The sequence below is a fragment of the Nesterenkonia sphaerica genome (assembly GCF_005771565.1).
Classification (GTDB): domain Bacteria; phylum Actinomycetota; class Actinomycetes; order Actinomycetales; family Micrococcaceae; genus Nesterenkonia; species Nesterenkonia sphaerica.
Map to the genome: position 1 here is coordinate 104156 of NZ_VAWA01000005.1, position 26311 is coordinate 130466.

A 26311-nucleotide genomic window follows, 5' to 3' on the forward strand; every position below is an offset into this window, starting at 1 on the left:
GTCTGCTCAACGAGCCAACTGTATCCGCACTTTCCTGGAGGGATCCTCTGTGCAGTCTCTGAGCCGCCTGCGGTTGTTGGCGCGGCTGCAGCAGACCGTACGCTTAAGGGGATGGTGTCTCTCGCGCGCGTTCTCACTCCGGCTGCTCTGACGGCGGCCCTTTTGCTTTCTTCCTGTGCCGGGGGCGACGACGCCGCCTCGCCTGAGGGCACTGAGCCCGCGCCCGAGGGTGCCGAACTCAGTGAGGAGGAGATTGCTGCTCAGGAGCAGCAAGAGGACCAGGCACGCTTCGAGGAGGCGGTGGATGCCCAGGAGGCAGCACTGGCGGGTCCGGGGGAGCAGCACCGCTCGGAGGCCGCTGATCTGGTCGCTGAGATGACTCCGGCCCAGCGCGCAGGCCAGGTGATCATCGGCGAGTACACCGGCACCGACGTCGACTCTGCCGCTGAGTTGCTGGAGCAACACCACTTAGCGGGGGTGATCCTGATGGGACACAATATCCCGACCAGCTCCGGGGTGGTGGACATCGAAGCGCTGGAAGCTCAGATTGACGCGCTGGCCAGTTCCGACCGCGGGACGGAGGAGGGCTCCGGAGATGCTGTGCCACCAATCATCTCCGTGGACCAGGAGGGTGGTCTGGTGACCCGCGTGGGTGCGCCGCTGCTGGAGTGGCCCACGCCCATGGCCTCCGGTGCGGTCCACCAGGCCAGTGGTGAGCTCTGGAGCGTCGGTCAGCTCCACCGGTACATGGCTCAGGATCTCGCGGACTTGGGGTTCACGGTGACGTTCGCGCCCAACGCCGACGTCACGATGGGTCAGGCCGATCCCACCATGGGTTCGCGAACATTTGGCGCAGACCCGGACAGCGTCGGACCGTTGGCCCTGCAAGGTCTGCGCGGATTGGCGGATGCCGGTCTGGCCGGGTCCATCAAGCACTTCCCGGGACATGGTTCGGTGACAGAGGACTCGCATGCCACACTGCCGGTGCAGCAGCGCGGACTCAGCGAGCTGCGTCAAAGCGACTGGAAGCCGTTCGCTGAGGTGATTGAAGCGGGGGCGCCGATGGTGATGATGGGTCACATTGAGGTCCCCGAGTGGGGGCAGGGGGCGCCCTCGTCACTATCGGCTGCCGCGTACGCAGAGATTCGCGACATGGGACACGAGGGCGTCATTGTCACCGACGCGATGAACATGGCGGCCATTGCTGACAGATTCGGTGGCGATCAGGCGGTGGTCGAAGCGCTCGCGGCCGGCGCCGATCTGATTCTCATGCCGCACTCCTCCCCAGGGGCCCACGGCGCCATCATCGAAGCGGTGGAGTCCGGGGAGCTGGAGGCCGACCGTCTCAGCGAAGCCGCAGAGCGGGTGGTGGCCCTGGCGCTGTGGCAGCAGGAGCTGATGACCGGGGAGCTGGAAGCGGGACCTGGCGTCTCTGCCGCGGAGCAGCTGCGCGGCCGGACAGTCTACGGACCACTCGGCAGCGGTGGCGAAACCGAGGAACCCGGTGGCCAGACCGGGGGGGAGGACCGCGAAGACGCTGACGACGACGACCCAGCTGTGGCGGGCGACGCTGCGGCCGTGGCAGAGCACGTGGCCGTGCGGGCGATCACCCTGGTCGAGGGGGAGTGTGAGGCGGAACTGGTCACTGAGGCCCTGCAGATTCATGGCGGAACTGAGCAGGATCGCCAACGACTGGCAGCCGCTGCGCAGGAGGCGGGGCTGGAGGTGGGATATGGCCCGGTGGTCACGCTGCTGGGCGGTAGCACGCCCGGTTCAGGCGAGGTAGTGGTCGCCCTGGATCGGCCTGAGCCCCTGGCTGACTCCGCCGGAGGGACCAAACTGGCCCTCTACGGCCGTACTGCAGAAACCTTTGACGCCCTGGTGGCAGTGCTGACTGGGGCAGAGGCTCCGGGAGCGCTTCCGGTCGAGGTGGGAGAGTACCCGGTGGGCCACGCCCAATGCTGAGCACAGGCTAAGACGAATCATGCAGTTGACTCGCAATAAAAATATTGCAATATACTTATATGTGTGGTGAAGTGGGATGGTGAGCGATAAAACCGCGCTTGCCCAGACTGCGCAGCTGTTCAAGGTCCTCGGTCATGAGTCGCGACTCTGGCTCTTGGAGCTCATTGGACAGGAATCACAAACGGTAGGTGCCCTGGTGGAGGCAACGGGTATGTCGCAGCCACTGGTGTCGCAGCACTTGCGGGTGCTGAAGCAGGCTGGACTGGCTCGGAGCGAGCGCCGCGGGAAAGAGGTGGAGTATCAGCTAGCGGACCATCACGTGGCGCACGTGATTGCCGATGCCATTGCTCACACGCAGGAGACTGGACCCACCGTGCCGCAAAGAGCGGCTGAAGGAGCTTCGCGATGAATGACCACAAGACTGCCGAGCACACTCTCGAAGACCACACCCATGGCCCGAACTGCGGCCATGAGGCTGTGGATCATGAGGGGCATGTGGATTACCTCCACGACGACCACCGCCATGCAGAGCATGGGGATCACTACGACGAGCACTGACCCGCCACAGGGTGCTCAGTAGGTGCCGCCAGGGGTCTAGCCTTGGCGGCCCTTGAACCGCGGGTTCTGCTTGTTGATGACGTATGTCTTGCCGCGCCGGCGCACTACCTGTGAACCGGGCTGCTTCTTCAATGAGCGCAGCGACTTGCGAACCTTCATTTGTTCCTCCAATTGCGAATGAGTAGCATTAGCATAAATCATAAGCGGAAATATGGAGAGGACGCTAATGCCTACAGAGGTCACCGCCGTCGTCGGCGCCTGCGGACCCGAGCGCCAACGCTATGCCCGCATGGCAGCTCACCAGCGCGGTGCGTCTGTGGTGCCTGCCCAGCAGATCGCCGCCAGCGGCTCAGCGGTGGAGGAAGCACTGGATCATCTCTTGAGGGGTCCCGGGACGGGGCGGCTCGTGGTCGAGTATCCGCTGCACCACCCTGTGCTGCACATCATCGGGGAGCTGACTGACGCTGACGTCCCTACAGAACTGACTGACCTGGTGTGCCTGGTCGACGCCGCGCACCTGCTGACAGACCTGTCCTCAGCCGAGCAGCTGCCCCTGGCCAGTGACCAGGACTGCGGCCACTCCTCCGTCTACGCCTCGAGAGCAGAGCTGATTGTCACTCAGATCGAGTACGCCTCCCTGGTGGTGTTGGTCAATACGGACTCGCTGCGGGCACATCAGCTGAACCGACTTCTTACGCTTATCAGCTGCCTGGCGCCCAAGGCTGATATTGACATGGTCGACTCCTCCGGTCACCAGGCCCGGCGCCGGGACCGGGGCAGCTTCACGATGGAGCAGACCCACGCCGGGTGGGTGAGTCTGCTCAACGGAGACTTCGCTCCGCGGTTCCACGATTCTGCCGTGACGGCCCTGCGCTACGAACAGATGCGCCCCTTTCATCCGGGCCGTCTTGACGACCTGATGATGCGCTGGAGGGAGGCCACGGCTGGCGGAGCGCTGCTGCGTTCGGCGGGCTTCTGCCATCTGGCGACGCGGCCCCACATCACGGGGCATTGGAACCAAGTCGGAACGCACGCAGCTCTGTTTCCCGCCGCTTTCGACCACCAATTGAGTCCCGAGGATGAACCTCTGGCTTTCGGGCAGGATCTGGCGCTCATTGGGGTCGGTTTTCGGGCTGAGCAGCTGATCCGAGAGCTCGACGACGCGGCGCTGACAGATCAGGAGCTGCTGGGCGGCCCCGCACTCTGGGCCACCTTTCCGGATCCTTTCCCGGAATGGCGCACCGCAGACCACTGAGCTGCGGTCCCGACTTTTGGGGCGGCCTCACCGTTTCAAAAGCGAACCGACGGTGACCCCGGCTGCCTGGAAGGGAGCCATATTCCGGGTAAGCACTCGGTCTGAAGAGATGCCGACCGGCAGGATCACGACCTCCTGGCAGAAGCCCACTGCCTGGACCAGCAGCGCAGAGAGTTCCGCCCACGCCTCGGCCAGCGGCACATGAGTGCCGGCGAGAGCCACCGTCGGCTGCCCGTCTGTGATCATCACGATCCGCCGCTGGCTGGGACCATCACCGGCCAAGAGCTTCAACGCCAGTTCCACTCCGTGGGCCAATGGAGTGCCGCCGCCTGCCGGAACCTGGCTGACAGCGCGACGCGCTCTAACGGGACTGGTGCTGCGCTCAATCAGCGTGCGGGCCGACCCGCCGGCAGCCAGAATCACAGAGACTGCTCCGCGTCGGGAAGCCAGCGAGTCGACGGTTCGAGTGACGGTCCGCGAGGCCACCGACAAGCCGCTCTGGCCCAGCGAGGAGGAGCCGTCCACCAGCAGCACCGTGTGTGAGCCTCCGCTGCGTCGGCGTCGCACTGTGTGCAGATCCGATTCCTGCACGGTGGGCGGACCTGGCGCTCCAGTTGCCCCCATGCGCCTGGCCGCGCGCCGAACAGTGTGTGCGATCGAAATCGGCGCACCGGTCTCTGCCGGCGCCTCGCGCATTGCGCTGCCACGCCGCAGATTCACCGCCTCGGCCCCTGACCTGCCGGGAAGCGGCTGTGGCGATACTTCCCGGTTGCGGACCGGTTCGATCTCCGGAGGCAACCCAGGCGGCTCCTCAAGCGAGCAGCTCTCCTCACCGAGTGTCAGCTCTGCCGCCTCCCCCGGGAGGTGCCTCTCTCCGAGCCCAACAGGCAAGGGGCTGCCAGCGGGTGCGCCACCGCTTGTTGCCTCCGTGCAGGGCTCATCACCGGCGGGCTCATCACCTGCGGGCTCCTCAGCGGTGCTGGCTTCCTGCCCGTCCTGATCTTCCGCCAATCCCGATTCTGACGCCTCCTCCGAAGGGGGTGGGGTCACCGCAGCTGGGGAGGCATCGGGCTCGGCACGATCGTCCTGGTCCTCGTTGGACGTCTCCTGGGGCTGTTCAGCCGCGGAGGGGTCACCGGGCAGAGGAGTCCCCTGGTCCAGTTCCGCTTCGATCACGCAGAGTTTGGTGGGGGTCTCCGTGTGATCCCACGCCAAGGTGTGCAGACGCCTGCCACCGCGCAGCCGCACCTGGCCCTGGGTACCCCATATGGTGAATCGCTCCACCGCCGCTCACGCTGCCCGCAGGCCCAGGACTCGGGCGGCGGCCAGTTTCACCCGTGTGGAGCCGGAGGTCTGACGCGTACGGGGTTCCTCAACCATCCTGTGCTGCAGGGTAGGGACGGCGGCGAAGATCACATCACTGCGGGTGACCTCGTCGCGTCCGCCCAACGCTGCGAGAGCTCGGGCTGTGCGTGTGAGAACAATTTCAGCGCGATGCCCTACAGCCCCCGCCTCGATGCAGATGTCAACGATCTGCTGCGCAGTGTGAGCAGGAGTGTGAACGTGTGGCAGGCGTGTCCGTGCGTTCACGATGCGGTGAGCCACCTGCTCCTCCGTGTCTGCCCACTGCGCGGAGAATCCCGCAGCATCGTCGTCGAACTGGATCCGGCGGCGCACAATCTCTGCGCGGAGTCCCTTGTCCCGGATTGTCCGGACCTGTGTGGCCAGACCGAAGCGGTCTTCGAGCTGTGGCCGCAGCTGGCCCTCCTCTGGGTTTCCGCTTCCGACCAGAACGTACCGTGCCGGGTGCACATGGCTGACTCCGTCCCTCTCCACGCGATTTACTCCTGAGGCAGAGACATCGAGGAGCACATCAACCAAGAAATCGTCAAGCAGGTTCACCTCGTCTATGTACAGAAACCCGCCATGGGCGTCGCTGAGGATCCCGGGCGCGAACGCCACCTCTCCGTTGAGTGCTCGCTGGATGTCCATCGTGCCTAGAATGCGGTCCTCGCTGGCACCCAGAGGCAGATCCACTACCGGCATATTGAGCCCATGGGCCGTCAGGAGCTGCCCCAGAGAGCGGATGGTGGTGGTCTTCGCGGTGCCGCGATCGCCCAGTGCCAGCACCCCGGAAATGCGGGGATCGACGGCTGTGAGGATGAGGCAGCTTTTCAGTTCGTCCTGACCCAGCACCGCGCTGAAGGGAAAGAGGTAGGACTCACGTGTCTTCATGCAGCGTGCGTCCGAGCTGTAAACGGTGCGGGTTCCGGGCGAGGGTCTGGGGGTCTCGAGATCACGTCTGCAGACTAATGCAATTGAGAACTAGTAGCAATAAAGCGTAGGGTGAGTCGGATGCGCATACTAGACACACTCGTCATTGGAGCCGGCCCTGCTGGGCTGGGCACCGCTCTGGCACTCGATGTGGTTGATGACCTTCACTATGGAGTCGTGGACCGCGGGCGAGTCGGTCAGACGTTTCTGGACTGGCCGGAGCCGCAGAGGTTTCTCACCCCGTCCTTCCCCTCCAATGGCTACGGTGCCACAGACCTGAACTCCATTCACCCCCTGACCTCTCCGGCATACAGTTTGGGCGTCGACTACCCCACAGGCAGGCAGTACGCCACCTATCTGCGCAGCGTGGCCAAGATTTTCGAGATTCCGGTGGTCACTGAGGTGGAAGTTCTTGACGTCCTGCGAAGTGACGGCGACCTCTTCACTGTGGAGACCACGCAGCAGACTCTGCGGGCTCGGACCGTGGTCTGGGCCGGAGGTGAATTTCACCAGAAGGGTGTGCCCGCAATCTCCGGGGGTGACCTGCTCACCCACGCCTCTGAGAAAGACGCATGGCGACAGCGGGAAGCGGATGTAGTCATCCTCGGGGGTTTTGAATCGGGCATCGACCTCGCCTGCCACCACATTGCTCAGGGTGCAAAGCAGGTCACCGTGGTGGACGGCTCTCAGCCCTGGGATGACCCAGAGGCTTCAGATCCCTCGCTTGAGCTGGCACCGCGGACCCGCATGAGACTGTCCCAAGCCCAGGCCAGCGGCCGACTCGCTTTTTTCCCCAGTCACGCCGTCGAGGTGGCCCAAGGCGGCGAAGGTTTTGTGGTGGAGCTCGAGGATGGTCAGAAGGTGAGCAGTACTGCGCCGCCGATTGCGGCCACGGGGTTCGGTCCAGGACTCGGGCCGGTGAGCGGGCTTTTCGAACAGCGAGACGACGGCTGGCCCCTGGTGGACGACAATGACGAGTCCACCATTATTGACGGGCTTTTCCTCTCCGGTGCAGCCTTGCGCCACGGCTCCAAGCGCTTCTGCTTCGTCTACAAATTCCGCCAGCGGTATGCCCATATTGCGCACGCGATTGGTCACCGGCTGGGCAAGAACACAGACAACCTTGAAGCGTGGCGAGAAGCGGGCATGTGGGCCGAGGACATTGCCGCCTGCGGCGCAGACTGCACATGCTGATCGGCGTTGCCCACCATCGCCTTCGCAGTCTTCAGCACCAGGTGGCGGGTCCCGGTCTCGCGGCGCTGCTCTTCGCCGCCGCGATGGGTGCAGGACTGTTCACCGCCGCTGTGGTGCCGGGGGCATCCGGCTTCGTCAGCGGGGCATCGACCCTCTCATCATGGTCTTGCTCACCGTGCTGTTCCTAGACATCCGATTCACCGGCGCAGGCCAGCTCCTGAAGGCACCCCGGACCTTGACCGCAGTCATGGGCATGAACTTCCTGATTATTCCGATACTTGCTTTCGGGCTGACAGCTCTCGCCATCCCCGGCGACTCCATGCTGCGCTTGGGTGTCCTGATTTACCTGCTTTTTCCGTGTACGGACTGGTTCCTCGGATTCATCCGGATCACCGGGGGCAACACTGTGCTCGGCGCCGCGCTCATTCCGATTAACCTCTGCATCCAGGTGACGCTCTATCCGTTTTGGATCAGCTTGTTCACCGGCGAGCCGATCGGTGCGGTCCTTTCAGCTTTCGGTCCTGCCGCGCTGTACGGCATCGGCATTCCTGTCGGGATCGCGGTCGCGATTCGCCTCGGACTGGGCTTGGCGGCAGACCACAACGCGGCGCAACGGTTCTGCGCCAGGATGTCCAGAGCAGCGCCCTGGATCTTGGCACTGACAATTTTTTCGCTGTTTGCGGCCTTTGGGGAGCTCTCCGTGGCTTCGAAGGATTTCGGGCAGGTGCTGCTGGCGGTGTTCTGCTACTTTGTGGTGACCTTCATTCTCATCGAACTGATCTCTCGGGGGCTGAAGCTGCACCCTCAGGATCACGCACTGCTGACTTTTACCGTGTCTGCGCGCAATGCGCCGTTGATGCTGGCAATCACTGCTACAGCCTTCGGCGATGAGCCTGTGCTGATGGCAGCCATTGTGCTGGGAATGCTCCTGGAATTTCCTCACCTGACGGCACTAACGTGGCTGCTACGGCGGCGTGCCAGCAGCCACCAGGCGCCCTCAGAGATCCGGGTCGGGGTCGGATAGCGTCTCTACGCGCGGGTCTCCGACGGCTGGCACCACCATCACTGGACCCTCGGCCTTGAGCAGGACACCCCGGGAGACCGAACCGAGCACCGCCCCGGAGAAATTACCGCGGCCGTGGGTTCCCAGCACCGTCAGGGCTGCACCACTGGTCTGCTTGCTCATGACCGCGATGGGGTCCCCGGGCTCGAGCACCGTGGTGACGCTCAAAGAGGGGTAGTGCTGAGCAACCCACTGCACTTCCTCATCCAAGAAGTCTTTCAGCTGCGCTGCCCGCCGTTCGAGCAGATCGGTGTCCTTAAGCTCGGGGTACCACAGCAGAGTTCCCGGAAGGGGTAGCGCCATGGTCAGTTGAAGTGAGGTCTCGCGCTCTTCGGCCGCCTGTGCTGCCTGCAGCAGCGCGGCTCGACTCTGCGGCGAGTTGTCCACGCCGACCACTACGGGGGCCTCATGTCCGCCCTCACTGGTCTGTTCAGGGTCAAAGTACCGTGGCACCACGATGGTGGGGCAGTGCGCGTGCCCGGGCAGTCCAGACGCGACAGATCCCAGTATTCGGCCGAGGAACCCTCCTCGGCCGCGTGCGCCGACGATCGCGAGCTGCGCGTCGCGAGACAGATCCACCAGGACCCCGGCGGCGTCCCCGCCCTCACTCCGGTAGCTGACCTCACCTGAATAGTCGCGCAGGTGGTTCCGCGCCTCGCCCAAGAACCGCTCCGAGGCCTCGATCCTCTCCTCAGCCTCGTGCTTTTCGGGGGCAGCGCTGAGCGTGGCGTATATGCTCGGAGGAATGCTGTAAGCATTGACGACAGTCAGTGCTGTGCCGCGACGTCGCGCGATCCGTGCGCCGTAGTGCAGGGCCGCGGTGCTTGCTGCAGAACCGTCGAAACCCACAAGGACGCCGAGCCGTCTCTCCGGGGAATCAAAGGGCAAATTAGCCTCATCTCTACGAATTTCCTTGCTCATGATAGCCTCTTTCTAGAGTGACCAGCATCCAAGTGATCCCCATGGGGTGTTCTCCCATCATATGCTAAGGTTCTCGGTTCGTCATTGGGATATTTCTCTAGTTTTTTTGACACCGCGGGAGGCTCAGTGGAGAAATTCCTCGCTCACCGATGGAAAGGTCATCACATGCATTCGGCCCCGACTTCTCGAGTCGCATGGCGGCTGGGAGGTGCCGTCTCGGCGACTCTGGCCCTGGGATTGGCGGCTTCTCCGGCCGCACACGCCCATGACACGTTGGTGGAATCCGCCCCCGAGTCCGACGAGGTGCTTGAGGAGTCTCCAGACGAGGTGGTCCTGGAGTTCTCCGGTGATGGCATCACCACTGGTGCCGCCATCACCAATGACATCGTGGTGCTGGACTCGGACCAAGAGGATTGGGCCTCCGAAGAGCCGGCAGAGGTGGAGGGGTCCACCATGCGGACTGAGATCCCGGAGCCGTTGCCCAATGGCGAATACGAAGTCCGCTACCGAGTGGTGTACTCAGACGGTCACGACGAGGAACAGGGTTTCACCTTTGAGGTGGAGGCACCGCTGGAGGAGGGGGCGGATGAAGCGACGCTGGGTGACCCGGATGATGCCGAGGCTGCCGAAGAGCCTACGGAGCCCAGCGATGAGAGCCCCAAGACAGCCGAACCCCCGCCGACCGAAGAGACTGATGAGGATGCGGCACTGAGTCAGTCACAGGCCCAGGGTGGAGACGAACGGTGGGGACAGGGACTGTTCTGGGCCGGCCTGGTGGCAGCTTTGGCCGCTATCGTCACCGTCGTGTGGTTCGCGCTCCGCCGCCGCAGCACAGTCTCGGAACCTGGAGGGGGGTCTGAGCGAGGCGGAGACTGAGTCAGCTGACGGGTTCGACCACGGCGGCAAGCCGAGTGTCGCCAAGTCTCGTGATCACCAGCGTCGCGTGGCGAGGCGCGGCCGGCGGCTTTTTCGGCAAGATCTGCCGGCGAAGCCGCTCCGGCACCACATCCACCCCGCGCTTCTTGATATCGACGCTTCCCACGTGGTGGGCTGCGCACCAAAGTTTCAGTCGTTTCGGCGAATACGGCAGCACTTCCAGGACGCGGAACTGCCGTGCCAGCGGTGAGTGGGGTTCACACTTCTCCGCATCGCTGCAGAAGTACGCGATACGCTCATCCAGCAGCCAACCCCCCACCTGCGCGCATAGCTGTGCCACCAGTCCCGAACGGATGACCGCGGGGTCCGGTTCCCACAGCACACCGGTCAGTCCCGCCGGGCCAGCCACAGTCACTGCGGGGTCTTCGCCGAAGTCCGAAACAGCCGTCAGCTCGGTGGCTCCTGCGCTGCGCGAGCCGTGGCCCCGATGGGGAGGTGATGGAGCCGGCTCCGCCGAAGGATCGAGGACGGTGGCGGCTCGTCTGACCCCGGGCCGTGCCAGGTCGTTGAACCACAGGGTCACCTCCACCAGGTCGCCTCCGACGCTAACCCACTCGGCTTCGCATTCGGCAGGTATGAGCTCATGCGGAATGCCGGGGCCCAGTTTCACCCCCAGGGGCACGCCGGTGGAGGCCAGCCGGGTCACGAAGCTCAGTGGGGGGCTGAACTCCTCAGGGTCCCAGATGCGGGCTCGATCGGTCCGGCGTGCCGGATCAAGCCATACTCCCGTGCCGGTGATGGTTCCCGCGGCAAGATGCTCGGCCGCCCACCGCTCAGCCGTGGTGTGGAGGACATGCGCCTCCGGGAACGGGCGCAGATTGATCAGGGCTGCCGCGGCTGTGGGTTCATCGGCCTCAAGGGCCGTGACGTGCATGCCCGCCGAAGCGAAGGCCAGGGAGTCGGCGCCCAGTCCGCACCCCATATCCACCACATGCTCAACTCCGGCCTGACGGAAGCGGTGCGCGTGACCGGCGGCCACCTGCAGCCGCGTGGCCTGTTCCAGGCCCCGCTGAGTCAGCAGCAGCTGATCGGCGAAGGTGCCAAACTTGGCCCGCGCGTCGCGGCGCAATCGCAGCTGTGTGAGCACAGCCGCCACAATCTGCGGATCCCACCCCTGCTTCCGAAGGGTGGTATTCATCGCTGCAGCGCTGTCCTGTGCGTACGGGGGCAAGGAGTTGAGCAGTTCCCACGTCTGCGGCGTCAGCAGGGGCTTCAGAGAATCTGTGGCAGGGTCAGACACCCCTCCACCGTAGCCCAGGCAAGCGGGTGATCCCCCGGGACGGGTCTAGAGCACAACTGTGCGGTTCCCGCTGAGGAACACGCGATTCTGGCAGTGCCATTTCACCGCATTCGCCAGTGCCTTGCACTCGGTGTCGCGCCCGGCTGCGATGAGGTCCTTCGGCTCGTAGGTGTGATCCACCTGAACCACCTGCTGGGCAATGATGGGTCCTTCATCAAGCTGATCATTGACGTAGTGGGCTGTGGCGCCCACAGTCTTTACCCCGCGCTCATACGCTTGATGGTAAGGCTTTGCGCCCTTAAAGGACGGCAGAAAAGAGTGGTGGATATTGATCGCCCGACCAGCCAATGCTGTGGTGAGCTCCGCTGAGAATATCTGCATATACCGGGCCAGCACCACCAGATCAACGTCGAACCGGTCCACCAGTCTCAGCAGCTCGGCCTCCGCCTCCGGCTTCGTCTCCTTGGTGACAGGGATGTGAAAGTACGGGATGCCGTGCCATTCGACCAGCTCACGATGATCGGGGTGATTCGACACCACCGCGACAATTTCGATGGGAAGCTCACCCACCCGGGAGCGGTAGAGCAAGTCGTTGAGACAGTGGCCCGCCTTCGAGACCATGATCATCACCCGGCGCCGTGCGCCGTGGGGCGTCAAACTCCAGTCGGCATCCAGCTCGGCCGCCAGATCTGCGAAATCCTGGTGGAGCGGGGTCTCTTCATCAGTTGCCTCGGTGCTTGTCACTGAGAAATGTATCCGGGAGAAGAAGTGGTCGGTGCGGGCGTCGTCGAACTGTTTGAGTTCGACGATGTCGCCGCCGTGGCGGACCAGGACACCCGTGAGTGAATGGACGATTCCTGCTCGCTGAGGGCACGAAAACGTCAGCACGTACTCCTGCTGAGCCGCTGAATCTGCGCTCTGTGTGGCTGGTGCCATGGTTGCTGTTCTCCTGGATTCTCAACACTCGGTGACATTGACGGCCAACCCACCTAGGGAGGTCTTATTGCATTTGGACAAGATATCCGCGCCGGGCTCCTTCATCGTCGGGATCGCGTCATCCAAGGACACAAGCAGCCGCTGCCGCAGACCAGGAGCCCGACGCCGCACATCAAGTCCGCCGGTGCGCCCCGAGTGGGTGTCTGTGCCTTGTATTCGAATTAGGAGAAAAGCAGCCAGAAGACGGCGGTGGCAGTGCCCGAGCTGACCGCCAGAAAGAGGATGATCCACATCGCAGGCGGAAGCGGCAGCGCTCGCCAGGCTCGGGCGGCTTGGGCGGCGTCGGTCCCAGCGGCGGAGCGGGAGCGGGGGCGCAGATGGACCCGGCAGAGGTCGAGGGTGCCGCGTACCCCGGCCAGCGCATAGAAGACGCCCAGCCCCACCACGGTGGAACCGACGATCTCTGGGTCGTTATGCCACCAGATCAGCCCAGTGCTCAGCGCAGCCAGCAGACAGGAGAGGATGCCCACAGTGTTCCTGGACAGCAGCAGGGCCAGCACCAGCACGGCTTGGTAGGCAGTCAGCGCAGCTCCAGAGTGGCCTGCCGTTGCCAGCCAGACCAGCCCGAGGGCCAGGAACCCAGGAGCAGGGTAGCCGGCGAGGAAGGTGAGCAGGAGGCCGGGACCCTGCGGCCGTCCCCGGGAAACGGTGACCCCTGAGGTGTCCGTGTGCAGCTTGATGCCCGAGACGCGGCGACCGGTCACCCAGGCAGCAAGTACGTGGCCCATTTCATGGACGATGGTCGAGGCCTGCCGCGCGACCCTCCAGATTCCAGGTACAGCGGTGAGCACCACCACCGCGGCCACGAGCACAGTCACGGTTTCCGGGTTCGGAGAGGCCTCCACGCCCCAACGTTCGGCGACGGCGTCCATCGCCGTTCGAGCACCGTCAATCACGCGCGGAGACAGCGGCGGGAGTGAGCGAGCATGTGCAGGTGAACAGCGCCGATGGGTCAGTCCGGAATGGTGGCGAGGACTTCACCAGCTTTGAGACTGGTGCCGGTCTCAATCTTGAGACCTTTGATCTTTCCGGCCTTGTGAGCGGTGATCGGCTGTTCCATCTTCATCGCCTCCAGCACGGCTACGAGGTCGCCTTCCTGGACTTTGGTGCCGTTCTTCACGGCCACCTTCACCACTGTGCCCTGCATAGGTGAGGTAAGGGAGTCGCCGCTGGCGGCTGCTGCTGTGGCGGTGCGGTTGCGCCGCTTCTTCTTCGGCCCGGTCTGGGCGTTGCCGACCAGCTTCCCAGCAGACAGCGCGGCCGGAACGTTGACATGGACACGCTTGCCGTTGACCTCGACCACCACCTCCTCGCGGCCTTCGGCAGCCTCGGGATCTGGGTGCGCGGTGAGGGCATTGAAGGGGGCGATGTCATTGTGGAACTCAGTCTCGATCCAGCGGGTGTGGACCGTGAACTTGTTGGCCCGAGGCGCGGTGAGCTCGGGGGCAAAAGCAGGATCCTCCACCACTTTCCGGTGGAAGGGCAAGACCGTGGGCATGCCCTCAATGGTCATCTCGTGGAGTGCACGACGGGCACGCTGCAACGCCTGCCTGCGGTCTGCACCGGTCACTATGAGTTTCGCGACCATCGAGTCGAACGCTCCGGAGATCGTCTCGCCGGCCCGCACCCCGGAGTCCACGCGTACTCCGGGCCCGGTCGGGAGGTCGAAGCGCTCCAGCCGTCCCGGTGCTGGCATGAAGTTTCGTCCAGCGTCCTCCCCGTTGATCCGGAATTCGAAACTGTGGCCTCGGGTCGGTGGGTCGTCGTAGCCCAGCCGCTCTCCGCGGGCAATGCGGAACTGTTCGCGCACGAGATCCACTCCGGCGACCTCTTCCGTGACCGGGTGCTCCACCTGCAGGCGGGTATTGACCTCCAGGAAGCTGATGGTTCCGTCTGCGCCGATGAGAAACTCGCAGGTCCCGGCCCCGGCATAACCGGCTTCCTTGAGGATGGCTTTGGAGGAGCGGTAGAGCTGCCGGTTCTGCGCCCGGGTGAGAAATGGTGCCGGCGCTTCCTCCACCAGTTTCTGATTCCGCCGCTGCAGTGAGCAGTCCCGGGTGGAGACCACCACGACGTGCCCATGCTGATCTGCCAGGCACTGAGTCTCCACATGCCGGGGCTGATCCAGGAACTTTTCGATGAAGCATTCGCCCCGGCCGAAGGCGGCGGTCGCTTCCCGCACAGCGGACTCGTAGAGCTCAACAATCTCATCGTGCTCCCGGACCACCTTGATGCCGCGGCCACCGCCTCCGTGAGCTGCCTTGATGGCAATCGGCAGGCCCTGCTTCTCGGCGAAGCGGAGCACCTCCTTGGCTGAACTCACCGGCTCTTTGGTTCCCGGTGCCAGCGGAGCGCCCACCTTTTCGGCGATTTGCCGGGCGGAGACCTTATCGCCCAGACGCTCGATGGCTTGAGGACTGGGGCCGATCCACACCAGCCCGGCCTCGGTGACGGCACGCGCGAACTCGGCGTTCTCCGACAGGAATCCGTAGCCGGGGTGCACGGCGTCGGCTCCAGTCGCTGTGGCTGCTGCCAGGATCTTCTCGGCGACCAGATATGAATCCGCGGCGCTGGCCCCGCCCAAGGCATACGCCTCGTCGGCCATCGTCACGTGGACCGCGTCGCGGTCCGGATCGGCATAGACCGCTACGGTGGACAGGCCCTCGTCTTGGGCGGCGCGGATGATGCGCACTGCGATTTCGCCGCGGTTGGCGATGAGCACCTTGGAGAACTCTGTCATGGGGTGTTCCTTACTCCCGTGTAGTCGGTCAAATCATGTCCTAGGCTCGCCAGCAGCCGTTCCACCGCAGCCGGAGAGATCCCGATGACGGCCTCACGGTCACCGTCGACCTGTTCAATGAACTCTGCGGCGCCACCTTCGAGGGTGAACGCCCCGGCACACTGCAACGGCTCCCCGGTCTCGGCGTAGCGGATGATCTGCTCATCGGTGGGGTGCCCGAAGTGCACGTGCGAGGACACCGTCTCACCAGCGGCATTGAGCTGGCGGGTTTGCCCTGTGGGCGCCGAGCCCAGGATGTACTCCAGGCCGGGGGCGGCCCACCGGCTCTTCTTCGACTCGGGGTCCTCGGTGGTATCGACCAGCCAGTGGCCGGTGTGCAGGGTGCCGGTCTTGCCGCGCATGAGCTTCCAACGCTCGAGGACTACGTCAACTTCATACGGCTTGCCGTAGGTGACGCCCTCGAGTTCGAATACGGAGTCGCAGCCCAGCACCAGGGCGCCACGGGCCTCCGGGCTGGCCGCCACATCTTCTGCCTTGGCCCGAGCCAGAAGCAGTGCTTCCTCGGCGGCGCTGAGCGGCCCACCCGCCTCCACGGCTGAGGCGACCACCGCGGGCTCGTCGACGGCGGAGACCACGACGTCGAAGGTGATGCCGGCGTCGTTGAGGATCTGGCGGCGGCTGGGCGAGGCGGAGGCCAGCACCAGGTGGGGCGGAGCCATGCGGGGCCAGATCAACGCAGTCCCCCCGTGGCGTGGTTCCAGGAGCCGCGTCCGGGCCGGCCCCATAGGCCGTGCTGGTCCTGATCCAGACGATGCCTGCGCTGCAGCGCACGGTCGGCCGGGCCCGTGCCGCCGGCATCGGTGGAGTCCGTGGCGGCGGATGCCGCAGTGGCCAGCACAGCGAGCAGGGCCGCCAGCTCAGTCTCCTCCAGATCCACGCCTCTCACCGGCAGCGCCGGTGACTCGGGCTGCGGGGTGTCCGGGGAGTCGGCTGAGGCTGCTGGGGGAGTCGTCATAGGGGGGTGGTGGGGCGGTGTCATGGGGCTACAGCGGGATATTTCCGTGCTTCTTGGCTGGCGGGGTCTCACGCTTGTGATAGGTGGCCTGCAGCGCTTTGCCGATCTGCCACCGGGTTTCGGCAGGCTCGATCACCGCGTCAATGTAACCGAGTTCGGCTGCCTGATAGGGGTTCAGCAGTGCTGCCTCGTAGTCTTCAATGAGCTCTTGGCGGCGGGCTTCCACGTCCCCGCCGTCTTGACTGACCTTGGCCAGCTCCCGGCGGTGGAGAATGTTCACCGCGCCTTGGGCCCCCATCACACCGATCTGTGCGGTGGGCCAGGCCAGATTGATGTCCGCACCGAGCTTCTTGGAGCCCATCACGATGTACGCCCCGCCGAAGGCCTTGCGGGTGATCACCGTGATCTTCGGGACGGTGGCCTCTGCGTATGCGTACAGCAGTTTGGCGCCGCGCCGGATGATGCCGCCCCATTCCTGATCGGTGCCGGGGAGGAACCCAGGCACGTCCACCAGGGTCAGGATCGGAATGTTGAAGGCGTCGCAGAAACGCACGAATCGCGCGGCTTTTTCGGATGCTGCGATGTCCAGGGTGCCGGCCAGTTGACTGGGCTGGTTGGCGACCACCCCCACAGAGCGTCCTGAGATGCGCCCGAAACCGGTGATGATGTTGGGCGCGTAGAGGGCCTGCAGCTGCAGGAAGTAGCCGTCGTCGACAAGCTGCTCCACCAGGGCTGCCATGTCATATGGTGCCGAGGCCGAATCCGGCACCAAACTGTTCAGCGCCTCATCCTCGGCCTCAATCTTGGGGCGTTCCTCAAACGGTTCTTCAGGAGACTCCGCCAGGTTGTTCAGCGGTAGGAACTCCAGCAGCTCTTTGGCGAACTCGATGGCATCCTCTTCGTCGAGGGCCATGTAGGTGGCGGTGCCGGTGGTGGTGTTGTGTGAGCGAGCACCTCCGAGGGCCTCCATGTCGACGTCTTCACCCGTGACGGACTTGATGACGTCAGGACCGGTGATGAACATGTGGGACGTCTTATCCACCATGATCACGAAGTCCGTCAGGGCCGGGGAATAGGCCGCTCCGCCTGCCGCCGGCCCCATAATGAGGGTGATCTGAGGGATCACGCCTGAGGAGTGGACATTGTTGCGGAAGATATCGGCGAACATCGCCAGGGAGGCTACGCCTTCCTGGATGCGGGCACCGCCCCCGTCATTGATACCGATCACCGGGCACCCGTTGCGAGCGGCAAACTCCTGGACCTTGACGATCTTCTCACCGTTGACGGCGCTGAGTGAACCCCCGAAGACCGCGAAATCCTGGGCATAGACCGCCACCATGCGTCCGTCGATGGTGCCGTACCCGGAGACCAGGCCGTCGCCGACCAGCTTCTTCTTCTCCATGCCGAACGCATGGGTGCGGTGCACCGCGAGTGCGTCGAACTCGACAAAGGAGTCCTCATCCAAGAGCATCTCAATGCGCTCCCGGGCGGTGTGCTTGCCCCGGTTGTGCTGCTTGGCGATCGCCTCCTCGCCCGCCGGGGCGAGGGTCTGGTCACGACGACGGCGAAAATCTGCCAGTTTGTCAGCAGTGGTTCTCGGCCGTGCGACACCGGGTGAGGATTTGTCCATAGTGGGCTATCAGGCGCTTTCGTCGTCGTGCTGTACGGGTTCCACAAACTTTGCGCCAGTCTAATGAGCCAGGGGTCCTTTGCGGATGTAGGGACCCTACAAAAACTGAGGCCTTCCAACATTACAATTAACAACGATTCCTACTGATGAGTAAGCTGTGACTATGACCACAAACGCGCTGGCTTCAAAAACCGTTCTCATCTCCGGCGGCAGCCGTGGCATCGGCCACGCTATTGCGGTGAAGCTCGCGGCGGCCGGGGCCAATATTGTGCTGCTGGCGAAGACCGGCCGGGCCCACGATTCACTTCCGGGCACGGTGCACACCGCAGTCGATGATGTGGTCGCCGCCGGCGGTGACGGGCTGGCAGTGGTCGGCGATATCCGCCGCGACGAAGACATCGCGCGGGCAGTGGATGCTGCGCTCGAGCGCTTCGGCGCCATTGACGCGGTGGTGAACAATGCCTCGGCAATTGATCTGAGCCCAGCTGAGCACCAACAGATGAAGCGCTATGACCTCATGCACGACATCAACGCCCGCGGCACCTTCGCCCTCTCCCGGGCCGTGATCCCGCATCTGCGCCACAGCGCGCAACACAGCGGGTGGGTTCCCAAGATCCTGACCCTGTCCCCGCCGCTGAATCTTGACCCCGTCTGGTTCGGCCGGCACCTGGCGTACACCATGAGCAAGTACGCTATGTCCATGACCACTCTGGGGCTGGCCGCCGAGCTGGATGAGGTCGGCGTGAGCGTGAACTCGCTGTGGCCGGCGACGCTGATTGAGACCGCCGCACTGCGCAGTATCCCTGAAGGTGAGCAGCTCGCTCGGGGAGCGCGGTCCCCGCAGATCGTCGCCGACGCCGCCAGCTCACTGCTCAGCGGGGAGGCGGACTTTGGCACCGGGCAGTTTTTGACGGATGAGCAGGTGCTCGCCTCTGTGGGGGTCACTGACTTTGCTCACTACGCCGTGGACCCGGCCAGCGAGCTGGTCCCTGACATCTTCCTGTAGCTGACAGCGATGAGTGCCGACGCTGCTGCCGAACTCGACGACGGGCTGCTGCAGAGCCGACTTGTGGACTCTGGTCTGTTCGCCGCAGTACACCGTGTGGCCAGCACCGGATCCACCAACGAGGACCTCTTGTCAGCTGCCGACAGCGCTGCGGCAGGTGCGGCGATGCCGCATCTGACAGCGCTCACTGCCGAGCAGCAGACCGGCGGCCGGGGGCGTCAGGCCCGCTCGTGGGCTTCGCCGAAGGGGACCTCATTGTCCACCTCGCTGCTGCTGAGGCCGAGCTTGCCGGTGGTGGAACGGCACTGGGTCACCCTCTGCGTAGGACTGGCTCTGGTGCGGGCACTGCGCAGCCGCGGCGTTCCTGGGGCGCTGAAGTGGCCCAATGACGTCCACGTCCGCGGACGCAAGATTGCAGGGATCCTCGCCGCGGTCCCGCTGAGAGATCCTGAGGCTGTGGTGGTGGGCTGCGGCATCAATGTCCTGCTCGACGAGCAGCAGCTGCCCACCCCCACCGCCACCTCCCTGACCCTGGAGCTGGCGCGGGCTGGAGAGCCTATCCCGCTTCCCGGCACGGCCGCTGCCGGGCAGTTGCGCAGCGCGCTGCTCTGCGACTGGCTGGAGGAGGTGGCGATTCTGCTGGAGGACGTCCGGCACCATGGCAGCATTGAACCGGTCCGAGCCGAGATCCTGGCGGTGATCAGCACCGTAGGGCAGGACGTCCGGATTGAGCTCCCCGATGGTACTGCCGTCCGGGGTGCAGCAGTCGCGGTGGAGCACGACGGCGCGCTGACGGTTGAGGTCAGCGGGCGACGTCGGGCTGGTTCCGGGGCCGGTGGGGTGGCGAGCGAGGGTCTGTGGCGCACCGAGCGCACTCCGCAGCGGGAGTCCTTCCATGCCGGGGACGTGGTACACCTCAGGCCTCTCGGGGAGCCCACGTAGACTGGGAGTCCCCGACGGTGCCGAGACAAGACAGGAAGGAGGCGCCTCAGCCGTGCTGTTGAAACTGGTAGAGGGCGAGCAAGCGATCGTGCGCACTCGCGCCCATCACCGCGCCCTGCTTCCGGCCGCGATCAACCTGGTGGTGACCATCGGACTGATGAGCTTCCTGTTGGGCTACGTCACCCGAGACACCCAGCCCGCGTTCCTGCAGCACTACAGCCACATTGCAGTCTTCCTGCTGTGGACAGCGGGGCTGGTGGCAGTAGGCCTGGGCACCGTGAAACCAGTGCTCACGTGGCTGAACCGCCTCACCTACCTCACCACTGAGCGCATTGTGCAGAAGAACTTCCTAGGGGCCCCGCACGCCCGGGTCATCCCACTGGCACTGCTGAGCCAGCATGAGATGCGCCAGTCAGCGCTGCAGGAAATGACGGGGGCGGGTGATCTGGTGCTGCTCCACGGGGCCTACGGCCAGCACCAGCGCACGCGCCTGAGGGACATGCCGGATATCGAACGGTTCAACAGACTTGTGGCCCTGGAACTGGGCGAATACCGGCGCCGTGCCCAAGCCCGGGCTGCAGGCGAGAGGCATGCCCAGCACGCACCGGCGGCCCGTGGCGATGTGCGTGGATCGTCATTCGGGGGCGGACGTGGCTGATGCTGAGCAGCGGGCTCGGCAGCGTGAGCTCGGCATGCACCGGTACATGGACGACGAGACCGAAACTCCTGACCGGGCGGAGCAGACGGAGTACACCGCAGAGGAGCTCGCCGCCGCCCGGGCGGACTGGAGCGACTTCAATGTGCCGCGTCCGGAGCGGCCGAAGCAGACCGCGCCACGGCCCCGCCAGGTGCCCGACCGCGGATTTGCGCCCGAGAGCGTCGCCCCCAGCAGCGCGCACCCCGCGGAACAGCCCACACACGCCCCCGGGGTCGGCGCCACGGCCCCCATTCCCACCCCCAGCTTGGAAGAGCGCGCCTGGCACCGCAACATCCGGGAACTTGAGCACCGGCTGCTCGGAGCGGAACGCACGCTGACCTACCGGGAGATGGCCCAGCGGATGGGTGTCTCCACCCGTTCGGCGCGCAAACTGTGGCGCGCGTTGGGCTTTCCCAACCTGGACGAGGACGTCAAAGCATTCACTGAGGCCGATGCCGAGGCGCTTGCCCAGATGGTGCATCTGGTGGGTGAAGGGCACCTGAACCAGGAGACCGCAATTTCGCTGACCCGTTCCGTGGGGCAGATGACCGACCGCATGGTCGTCTGGCAGATCGAGGCTCTGGTGGAGGACAAGATCGCCAACCAGGAGTATTCCGACGCCGAGGCGCGCAGCCACGTGTTCGACACGCTGCCGAAACTCATCGACCCCCTGCACCAGCTGCTCGGATACGCCTGGCGCCGTCAGCTTTCGGCAGCGCTCCAGCGACTCACGGTACGGGTCGAATCGGGCTTGGCGTCCTTGGACCGCGGCCGGGACCCCGCCGAGCTCGAGCAGTCGCGCGATGACGCGCCGCTGCCGCTGGCCCGTGCCGTCGGGTTCGCCGACCTGGTCTCCTACACCTCGCTGTCCCGGCAGATGAGTGAGCGCACCCTCGCCCATATGGTGCAGCGTTTCGAGTCACGCTGCGCGGAGATCATCTCCATCGGCGGCGGGCGGCTGGTCAAGACCGTCGGCGATGAGGTCCTCTACAACGCAGAGACCCCCGAAGCCGGGGCAGAGATCGCACTAGCGCTTTCGGAGACCATTGCCGCAGACGATGTGCTGCCCGAGGCCCGCGTCTCCGTGGTCTGGGGGCGAGTCCTCTCGCGCATGGGAGACATTTACGGGCCCACTGTGAACCTGGCCGCACGGCTGACCTCGCTGGCCGATCCGGGCACCATCCTGGTGGACGCCTCGACCGCCGAAGCGCTGGAGCTCAGCCAAGATTATCTGCTGGTGCCGCAGCCGCCGCGCCTGGTGCGTGGCTTCGGAGAGGTCTCGCCCAGTCTGTTGCTGCGCGCCCGGACAGGGGGGATCGCACTTGATCACGCCTAAGGCGCACCTGCATCAGGCAAACCCCTTAGTTCGTGACAAGATGGTGCAGTGGACATGAGTGCAGACGCAGGCGCCAGCAGCGCGGTGCCCTATGTTGACTACGGGTACGGGTCCCACGTGGGGCTGCGCCGGGAGCTCAACGAGGATTCATTCGTCGTCACCGACCGGCTCTTTGCTGTGGCCGACGGCATGGGTGGACACGAAGCCGGTGAGGTAGCCTCCTCGCTGGCCGTCCAAGCCCTGGCCCAAGGCTGGGAGTCGTATGCCGGCCAGGTCGGAGAGCGCGAAATCGGGCAGTTCCTTGATGACGCAGACCAGCGGATCCGCTCTGCCACGGACTCTAAGGCCGGCACCACGCTCACTGGCGCGGTGGTGGTCGAAGCGGAGGACAACGCCACCGGTGAAGATACCCAGGGGCAGTGGCAGTGGCTGGTGTTCAACATCGGAGACTCCCGCACCTACCTGCTCAGCGACGGCGCGCTGATCCGCTTGACGCGAGATCACTCCCAGGTTCAGGAGCTGGTGGACTCCGGGATGATCACCGCACAGGAGATGCACTCCCACCCGCACCGCAATGTCATCACCCGCGCACTCGGTGCCGGAGACTCCTGGGGGGCGGACTTCAGCAAGGCCACAGTCCAGCCAGGCCAGCGCCTGCTGGTGTGTTCGGACGGGCTGACGGGGGAGCTTACCGATGAAGAGATCGGCCGAATCCTCAATGCCGGCCGCAATGTGCAAGACACGGTGGATTGGTTGATCCACCAAGCACTTCGTCAGGGCGGCCGGGACAACGTCACGGTGGTGCTGGTAGATGTCAAAGACCACTGAGTCACTACACTGATCCCCGATACCGACACACAACAACTCTCGAGGGAGATTCATGTCTGAGATCTCGCGCGCCGACGTCGAGCATCTTGCCACCTTGGCCCACATCGCCATGACGGACGCGGAACTGGAAAAGATGACCAGCGAACTCGCAGTGATCGTGGATTCCGTGAAGCGGGTGCAAGAAGCCGCTGGGGCCGACGTGCCCGCCACCTCACACCCGCTGCCATTGACCAACGTCTTCCGCGACGACGTCGTCGGCCACGCCTTCACCGCCGAGGAGGCCCTGGCCAACGCGCCCGAGGCTGAAGATTCCCGGTTCAAGGTCCCCGCCATCCTCAATGAGGACGACGACGCGGTGACGGCCAATACGCCGCAGGAAGGAGGGGCTCGCTGATGGCACCCACTCCAGATTCGCTGATTCGGCTCACCGCCGCACAGATGTCGGCCAAGCTGCGCACCGGTGAGATCACCTCTGTGGAGCTTACCCAGGCTCACTTGGATCGGATCGGCGCTGTTGACGAAACCATCAACGCATTCATCCACGTCTCGGGGGACGAGGCCCTGCAGACCGCGGCCGCAGTGGACGCCTCCCGCGCCGCAGGCGGTGCCGAAGCCGAGCAGCTCCACCCCCTGGCAGGGGTGCCGATCGCCATCAAAGACCTCATCGTCACCAAAGGCCAACCCACCACGGCCGGCTCCAAGATGCTGCAGGGGTGGATGAGTCCCTACGACGCCACGGTGGTGGAAAAGATCCGGACTGCCCGGATGCCCATCCTCGGCAAGACCAACCTGGATGAGTTCGCCATGGGGTCCTCCACCGAACACTCGGCATACGGACCGACCCGAAACCCCTGGGACATCACCCGCATACCCGGTGGCTCGGGAGGCGGTTCGGCCGCAGCTGTCGCAGCGTTCGAAGCACCATTGGCGTTGGGCACCGACACTGGCGGATCCATCCGCCAGCCCGGGGCAGTCACCGGCACCGTCGGCACCAAGCCCACCTACGGCGGCGTTTCCCGCTATGGTGCCATTGCGATGGCCAGCTCCCTGGACCAGATCGGTCCGGTCGCCCGCACTGTGGAAGACGCTGCGCTGCTGCACGACCTCATCGCCGGGCATGATGAGAAAGACTCCACTTCCCTGGCCGAGGCCGAGTACCCCGAAGGCAGGATCCCCTCGTTTGCTGAGGCAGCGACGACGAAGAATGTGGCCGGCCTCCGCATCGGAGTGATCAAGCAGCTCCAAGGTTCGGGCTACCAGGCCGGCGTGCTGAGCCGATTTCAGGAGGCTCTGGACCAGCTGCGGGACAACGGTGCAGAGATTGTCGAAGTCGACTGCCCCAGCTTTGACTACGCACTGGGTGCCTACTACCTGATCATGCCCTCCGAGGCTTCCAGCAACCTGGCCCGCTATGACGGGGTCCGCTACGGTACCCGGGTCCTGCCGGAATCTGGGCCAATGACGATTGAGCGGGTGATGGGAGCGACCCGTGCGGCGGGATTCGGTGATGAGGTCAAGCGCCGCATCATCCTGGGCACCTACGCCCTCTCCGCCGGATACTACGATGCCTATTACGGTTCAGCGCAGAAGATCCGTACTCTCATCCAGCGGGACTTCGAGGCGGCCTTCGAGCGCGCTGATGTGCTGGTCTCGCCGACCTCGCCGACCGTGGCCTTCCCGCTGGAGGACAAGCTCGACGATCCTTTGGCGATGTACCTCAACGACGTCGCCACCATTCCGGCGAACCTGGCCGGCATTCCGGGCATCTCGGTTCCCGGAGGCCTGTCCGAGGGTCTGCCGGTGGGCATCCAGTTCCTCGCGCCCGCCAAGGAGGACGCGAGGGTCTACCGGGCCGCTGCCGCTCTGGAGCGGCTGCTCAATGACAACGACGAGCCCCCACTGTGGGCGCAGGTTCCCGCTCTGGAGGAGGTCACGCGATGACGACGACAACTCAGGCCGCCATGGACGCCGCAGAACTGATGAGCTTTGAGGACGCGATTGAGACATTCGAGCCGGTGCTGGGCTTCGAGGTGCATGTGGAGCTCAATACCGCCTCAAAGATGTTCTCCTCCGCCCCGAACGCTTTCGGCGATGAGCCCAACACCAACGTCAATGAGGTGGACTTGGGCATGCCGGGGACCCTACCGGTGGTCAACGGGAAAGCAGTGGAGTCCGCGATCCGGCTGGGACTGGCTCTGAACTGCACGATTGCTCAGCGCTGCCGCTTTGCGCGAAAGCAGTACTTCTACCCGGATACGCCGAAGAATTGGCAGACCAGCCAATACGATGAGCCGATCGCCTTTGACGGTTTCGTCGACGTGGAGCTCGATGACGGTGAGATCTTCCGGGTGGAGATCGAGCGCGCTCACATGGAGGAGGATGCGGGCAAGCTCACTCACGCCGGGACCTCCGGGCGGATTCATGGTGCGGACTACTCGTTGGTGGACTACAACCGGGCTGGCGTACCCCTGATCGAGATTGTCTCCAAGCCCGTCACCGGCGCAGGAAGCCGTGCGCCCGAGATCGCCCGTGCGTACGTGTCCACGATCCGGGACATCGTCAAAGGCCTCGGCATCTCTGACGCCCGCATGGAGCGTGGCAACGTGCGCTGTGACGCCAATGTCTCATTGATGCGCCCCGGTGCCGGTGTTTTCGGGACACGGTCAGAGACGAAGAACGTCAACTCCATCCGGGCTGTCGAGCATGCCGTGACGTATGAGATTCGGCGGCACGCGGGCATCCTCTCGGCCGGCGGGTCCATTGTGCAGGAGACCCGGCACTGGAAAGAGGACACCCGGACCACCAGTTCGGGCCGCGTGAAGTCTGACGCCGACGACTACCGGTACTTCCCGGAGCCGGATCTGGTGCCGATTGTCACCACGCCGCAGTGGGTGGAGTCCCTGCGTGCCGAGCTGCCGGAACCCCCTGCGAAACGGCGCCGCAGGCTCCGCGAGGCATGGGGGTACGCGGAGGCGGAATTCCGCGATGTGATTGCGGCGGGACTGCTGGATCAGATTGAGGAAACCGTTGCCCACGGAGCTTCGCCTGCCGTGGCGCGCAAGTGGTGGATGGGGGAAATCTCCCGGCTTGCCAATGCCCGCGACGTCGAGCCGGCCGTGCTGGGGGTGGAACCGGCCACGATCGTGGAGCTCAATGACCTCATCCAGGCAGGCACCATCAATGACAAGATCGCCCGTCAAGTGTTGGAGCTCCACCTCGATGGTGCGGGCGCTCCGGCACAGATCGTCCAAGACCGCGGACTCGAGGTGGTTTCCGATGACGGAGCACTCGCCGCGGCGGTGGAGAAAGCGATGGCAGAAAATCCCGACGTTGTGGAAAAGGTCAAAGGTGGGAAGTTCAAAGCCATTGGCGCGCTCATCGGACCGGTAATGAAAGAGACCCGGGGGCAGGCAGATGCCGGAAAGGTCAAGGAGATTGTTCTGCAGAAACTGAACATGAACTCCTCATAGCACGCCGCTGACCTGGTAGGACGCTGCCTGTTCATACTCTTGGGTGAGCAGGCAGCGTCTGTTTGTGTAAATTCTTGAGTGTCGTGGCTGAAGTCGTGACCATCGTCACATACTGGGTGTAAGCTAAGTTCGACCTGAAACGTGCTCTTAATACTCGGGTGGAATTTCGCAAACAGTGCGAAACAGTAGACGAGTAGATTGAAGCTCAATCTGGTCCACCCACCGGTGCCCCGCGGCACCGCACA

The 26311-nt window shown here is 64.5% G+C and carries 26 protein-coding genes; 15 read left to right on the forward strand and 11 right to left on the reverse strand.

The genetic code is table 11. The features are described 5' to 3' along the window. The first annotated feature begins 111 nt into the window (after positions 1-111). The 3 genes from FEF27_RS05660 (at position 112) to FEF27_RS05670 (ending at position 2523) form a co-directional block, all read left to right on the forward strand. Complete coding sequence (locus tag FEF27_RS05660) at positions 112-1965, forward strand: glycoside hydrolase family 3 N-terminal domain-containing protein (protein WP_138169881.1); 1854 nt, start codon at positions 112-114, stop codon at positions 1963-1965. 76 nt (positions 1966-2041) lie between these two features. Next, on the forward strand, positions 2042-2374 hold the full coding sequence (locus tag FEF27_RS05665; RefSeq protein WP_138169882.1) for an ArsR/SmtB family transcription factor: 333 nt from the start codon (positions 2042-2044) through the stop codon (positions 2372-2374). Beyond that, positions 2371-2523 (forward strand): zinc transporter permease, encoded by a 153-nt coding sequence (locus tag FEF27_RS05670; RefSeq protein WP_138169883.1) that lies wholly within the window; start codon positions 2371-2373, stop codon positions 2521-2523. Before FEF27_RS05665 ends, FEF27_RS05670 begins: the two co-directional genes overlap by 4 nt. Before the next feature lie 36 nt (positions 2524-2559). On the opposite strand, the gene ykgO is transcribed toward FEF27_RS05670, so the two are convergent. Next, positions 2560-2682, reverse strand: coding sequence for a type B 50S ribosomal protein L36 (gene ykgO, locus FEF27_RS05675; RefSeq protein WP_138169884.1), 123 nt, complete (start codon positions 2680-2682; stop codon positions 2560-2562). Between the two features lie 67 nt (positions 2683-2749). On the opposite strand from ykgO, the gene FEF27_RS05680 reads away from it, so the two are divergent. Further along, positions 2750-3778 (forward strand): GTP-binding protein, encoded by a 1029-nt coding sequence (locus tag FEF27_RS05680; protein WP_166429923.1) that lies wholly within the window; start codon positions 2750-2752, stop codon positions 3776-3778. A gap of 27 nt (positions 3779-3805) precedes the next feature. Here FEF27_RS05680 and FEF27_RS05685 read toward each other — a convergent pair whose 3' ends face one another. Together FEF27_RS05685 and FEF27_RS05690 are read right to left on the reverse strand one after the other, a co-directional pair. Then, a complete protein-coding gene (locus FEF27_RS05685) occupies positions 3806-5062 on the reverse strand; it encodes a VWA domain-containing protein (RefSeq protein ID WP_138169886.1) in 1257 nt (418 codons plus the stop codon). Positions 5063-5068: 6 nt separating this feature from the next. Continuing rightward, the gene (locus FEF27_RS05690) at positions 5069-6013 is read right to left on the reverse strand and encodes a magnesium chelatase ATPase subunit I (RefSeq protein ID WP_138169887.1); all 945 of its coding nucleotides are present in this window, start codon (positions 6011-6013) and stop codon (positions 5069-5071) included. A gap of 120 nt (positions 6014-6133) precedes the next feature. Here FEF27_RS05690 and FEF27_RS05695 point away from each other — a divergent pair, with 120 nt between their 5' ends. Continuing rightward, a complete protein-coding gene (locus FEF27_RS05695; RefSeq protein WP_138169888.1) occupies positions 6134-7246 on the forward strand; it encodes an NAD(P)/FAD-dependent oxidoreductase in 1113 nt (370 codons plus the stop codon). Positions 7247-7406: 160 nt separating this feature from the next. Beyond that, the gene (locus FEF27_RS05700; RefSeq protein ID WP_138169889.1) at positions 7407-8270 is read left to right on the forward strand and encodes an arsenic resistance protein; all 864 of its coding nucleotides are present in this window, start codon (positions 7407-7409) and stop codon (positions 8268-8270) included. Here the strand turns inward: FEF27_RS05700 and FEF27_RS05705 are convergent. Next, on the reverse strand, positions 8244-9230 hold the full coding sequence (locus FEF27_RS05705) for a universal stress protein (RefSeq protein ID WP_138169890.1): 987 nt from the start codon (positions 9228-9230) through the stop codon (positions 8244-8246). The genes FEF27_RS05700 and FEF27_RS05705 overlap by 27 nt on opposite strands. Before the next feature lie 165 nt (positions 9231-9395). Between FEF27_RS05705 and FEF27_RS05710 the strand changes: the two genes are divergently transcribed. After that, positions 9396-10106, forward strand: a complete 711-nt coding sequence (locus FEF27_RS05710) for a copper resistance protein CopC (protein ID WP_138169891.1) — start codon at positions 9396-9398, stop codon at positions 10104-10106. Between the two features lies 1 nt (position 10107). Here FEF27_RS05710 and FEF27_RS05715 read toward each other — a convergent pair whose 3' ends face one another. The 7 genes from FEF27_RS05715 to FEF27_RS05745 form a co-directional block, all read right to left on the reverse strand. After that, positions 10108-11406 carry a class I SAM-dependent methyltransferase gene (locus FEF27_RS05715; protein WP_138169892.1) on the reverse strand — a complete coding sequence of 433 codons (1299 nt, stop codon included), beginning with the start codon at positions 11404-11406 and terminating at the stop codon, positions 10108-10110. A gap of 45 nt (positions 11407-11451) precedes the next feature. Next, a complete protein-coding gene (purU, locus tag FEF27_RS05720) occupies positions 11452-12342 on the reverse strand; it encodes a formyltetrahydrofolate deformylase (RefSeq protein WP_138169893.1) in 891 nt (296 codons plus the stop codon). A 221-nt stretch (positions 12343-12563) separates the two neighbouring features. After that, entirely contained in the window at positions 12564-13298 is a 735-nt protein-coding gene (locus FEF27_RS05725) for a M50 family metallopeptidase (RefSeq protein ID WP_138169894.1), read from the reverse strand. Positions 13299-13354: 56 nt separating this feature from the next. After that, positions 13355-15142 carry an acetyl/propionyl/methylcrotonyl-CoA carboxylase subunit alpha gene (locus FEF27_RS05730; protein WP_138169895.1) on the reverse strand — a complete coding sequence of 596 codons (1788 nt, stop codon included), beginning with the start codon at positions 15140-15142 and terminating at the stop codon, positions 13355-13357. Continuing rightward, positions 15139-15861 carry a Maf family protein gene (locus tag FEF27_RS05735; RefSeq protein WP_138169896.1) on the reverse strand — a complete coding sequence of 241 codons (723 nt, stop codon included), beginning with the start codon at positions 15859-15861 and terminating at the stop codon, positions 15139-15141. The genes FEF27_RS05730 and FEF27_RS05735 overlap by 4 nt, the downstream gene beginning before the upstream one ends. Before the next feature lie 11 nt (positions 15862-15872). Then, positions 15873-16157 (reverse strand): hypothetical protein, encoded by a 285-nt coding sequence (locus tag FEF27_RS05740; RefSeq protein WP_138169897.1) that lies wholly within the window; start codon positions 16155-16157, stop codon positions 15873-15875. A 28-nt stretch (positions 16158-16185) separates the two neighbouring features. After that, positions 16186-17787, reverse strand: a complete 1602-nt coding sequence (locus tag FEF27_RS05745; protein ID WP_138169898.1) for an acyl-CoA carboxylase subunit beta — start codon at positions 17785-17787, stop codon at positions 16186-16188. A 163-nt stretch (positions 17788-17950) separates the two neighbouring features. Here FEF27_RS05745 and FEF27_RS05750 point away from each other — a divergent pair, with 163 nt between their 5' ends. The 8 genes from FEF27_RS05750 to gatB all read left to right on the forward strand — a co-directional run bounded on the left by FEF27_RS05750 (position 17951) and on the right by gatB (position 26066). Then, positions 17951-18793 (forward strand): SDR family oxidoreductase, encoded by an 843-nt coding sequence (locus FEF27_RS05750; RefSeq protein ID WP_138169899.1) that lies wholly within the window; start codon positions 17951-17953, stop codon positions 18791-18793. A gap of 9 nt (positions 18794-18802) precedes the next feature. Next, a complete protein-coding gene (locus FEF27_RS05755) occupies positions 18803-19735 on the forward strand; it encodes a biotin--[acetyl-CoA-carboxylase] ligase (protein WP_138169900.1) in 933 nt (310 codons plus the stop codon). Positions 19736-19787: 52 nt separating this feature from the next. Continuing rightward, positions 19788-20393 (forward strand): hypothetical protein, encoded by a 606-nt coding sequence (locus tag FEF27_RS05760; protein WP_138169901.1) that lies wholly within the window; start codon positions 19788-19790, stop codon positions 20391-20393. A gap of 142 nt (positions 20394-20535) precedes the next feature. Beyond that, the gene (locus FEF27_RS05765; protein WP_424991669.1) at positions 20536-21768 is read left to right on the forward strand and encodes an adenylate/guanylate cyclase domain-containing protein; all 1233 of its coding nucleotides are present in this window, start codon (positions 20536-20538) and stop codon (positions 21766-21768) included. Positions 21769-21822: 54 nt separating this feature from the next. Further along, on the forward strand, positions 21823-22596 hold the full coding sequence (locus FEF27_RS05770; protein WP_138169902.1) for a PP2C family protein-serine/threonine phosphatase: 774 nt from the start codon (positions 21823-21825) through the stop codon (positions 22594-22596). A gap of 52 nt (positions 22597-22648) precedes the next feature. Beyond that, entirely contained in the window at positions 22649-22990 is a 342-nt protein-coding gene (gatC, locus tag FEF27_RS05775; RefSeq protein ID WP_138169903.1) for an Asp-tRNA(Asn)/Glu-tRNA(Gln) amidotransferase subunit GatC, read from the forward strand. Then, a complete protein-coding gene (gene gatA / locus FEF27_RS05780) occupies positions 22990-24537 on the forward strand; it encodes an Asp-tRNA(Asn)/Glu-tRNA(Gln) amidotransferase subunit GatA (RefSeq protein WP_138169904.1) in 1548 nt (515 codons plus the stop codon). The genes gatC and gatA overlap by 1 nt, the downstream gene beginning before the upstream one ends. Positions 24538-24557: 20 nt before the next feature. After that, positions 24558-26066, forward strand: coding sequence for an Asp-tRNA(Asn)/Glu-tRNA(Gln) amidotransferase subunit GatB (gene gatB / locus FEF27_RS05785; RefSeq protein WP_138169934.1), 1509 nt, complete (start codon positions 24558-24560; stop codon positions 26064-26066). Positions 26067-26311: the final 245 nt, after the last annotated feature.

Coding starts and splice junctions, on each gene's coding strand:
- FEF27_RS05670 (WP_138169883.1), top strand. CDS start 2,371: ATGAATGACCACAAGACTGCCGAGCACACTCTCGAAGACCACACCCAT.
- FEF27_RS05660 (WP_138169881.1), top strand. CDS start 112: ATGGTGTCTCTCGCGCGCGTTCTCACTCCGGCTGCTCTGACGGCGGCC.
- FEF27_RS05770 (WP_138169902.1), top strand. CDS start 21,823: ATGAGTGCAGACGCAGGCGCCAGCAGCGCGGTGCCCTATGTTGACTAC.
- purU (WP_138169893.1), bottom strand. CDS start 12,342: ATGGCACCAGCCACACAGAGCGCAGATTCAGCGGCTCAGCAGGAGTAC.
- FEF27_RS05740 (WP_138169897.1), bottom strand. CDS start 16,157: ATGACGACTCCCCCAGCAGCCTCAGCCGACTCCCCGGACACCCCGCAG.
- FEF27_RS05745 (WP_138169898.1), bottom strand. CDS start 17,787: ATGGACAAATCCTCACCCGGTGTCGCACGGCCGAGAACCACTGCTGAC.
- FEF27_RS05710 (WP_138169891.1), top strand. CDS start 9,396: ATGCATTCGGCCCCGACTTCTCGAGTCGCATGGCGGCTGGGAGGTGCC.
- FEF27_RS05730 (WP_138169895.1), bottom strand. CDS start 15,142: ATGACAGAGTTCTCCAAGGTGCTCATCGCCAACCGCGGCGAAATCGCA.
- FEF27_RS05705 (WP_138169890.1), bottom strand. CDS start 9,230: ATGAGCAAGGAAATTCGTAGAGATGAGGCTAATTTGCCCTTTGATTCC.
- ykgO (WP_138169884.1), bottom strand. CDS start 2,682: ATGAAGGTTCGCAAGTCGCTGCGCTCATTGAAGAAGCAGCCCGGTTCA.
- FEF27_RS05735 (WP_138169896.1), bottom strand. CDS start 15,861: ATGGCTCCGCCCCACCTGGTGCTGGCCTCCGCCTCGCCCAGCCGCCGC.
- FEF27_RS05680 (WP_166429923.1), top strand. CDS start 2,750: ATGCCTACAGAGGTCACCGCCGTCGTCGGCGCCTGCGGACCCGAGCGC.
- FEF27_RS05690 (WP_138169887.1), bottom strand. CDS start 6,013: ATGAAGACACGTGAGTCCTACCTCTTTCCCTTCAGCGCGGTGCTGGGT.
- FEF27_RS05755 (WP_138169900.1), top strand. CDS start 18,803: ATGAGTGCCGACGCTGCTGCCGAACTCGACGACGGGCTGCTGCAGAGC.
- gatC (WP_138169903.1), top strand. CDS start 22,649: ATGTCTGAGATCTCGCGCGCCGACGTCGAGCATCTTGCCACCTTGGCC.
- FEF27_RS05700 (WP_138169889.1), top strand. CDS start 7,407: ATGGTCTTGCTCACCGTGCTGTTCCTAGACATCCGATTCACCGGCGCA.
- gatB (WP_138169934.1), top strand. CDS start 24,558: ATGGACGCCGCAGAACTGATGAGCTTTGAGGACGCGATTGAGACATTC.
- FEF27_RS05665 (WP_138169882.1), top strand. CDS start 2,042: ATGGTGAGCGATAAAACCGCGCTTGCCCAGACTGCGCAGCTGTTCAAG.
- gatA (WP_138169904.1), top strand. CDS start 22,990: ATGGCACCCACTCCAGATTCGCTGATTCGGCTCACCGCCGCACAGATG.
- FEF27_RS05695 (WP_138169888.1), top strand. CDS start 6,134: ATGCGCATACTAGACACACTCGTCATTGGAGCCGGCCCTGCTGGGCTG.
- FEF27_RS05750 (WP_138169899.1), top strand. CDS start 17,951: ATGACCACAAACGCGCTGGCTTCAAAAACCGTTCTCATCTCCGGCGGC.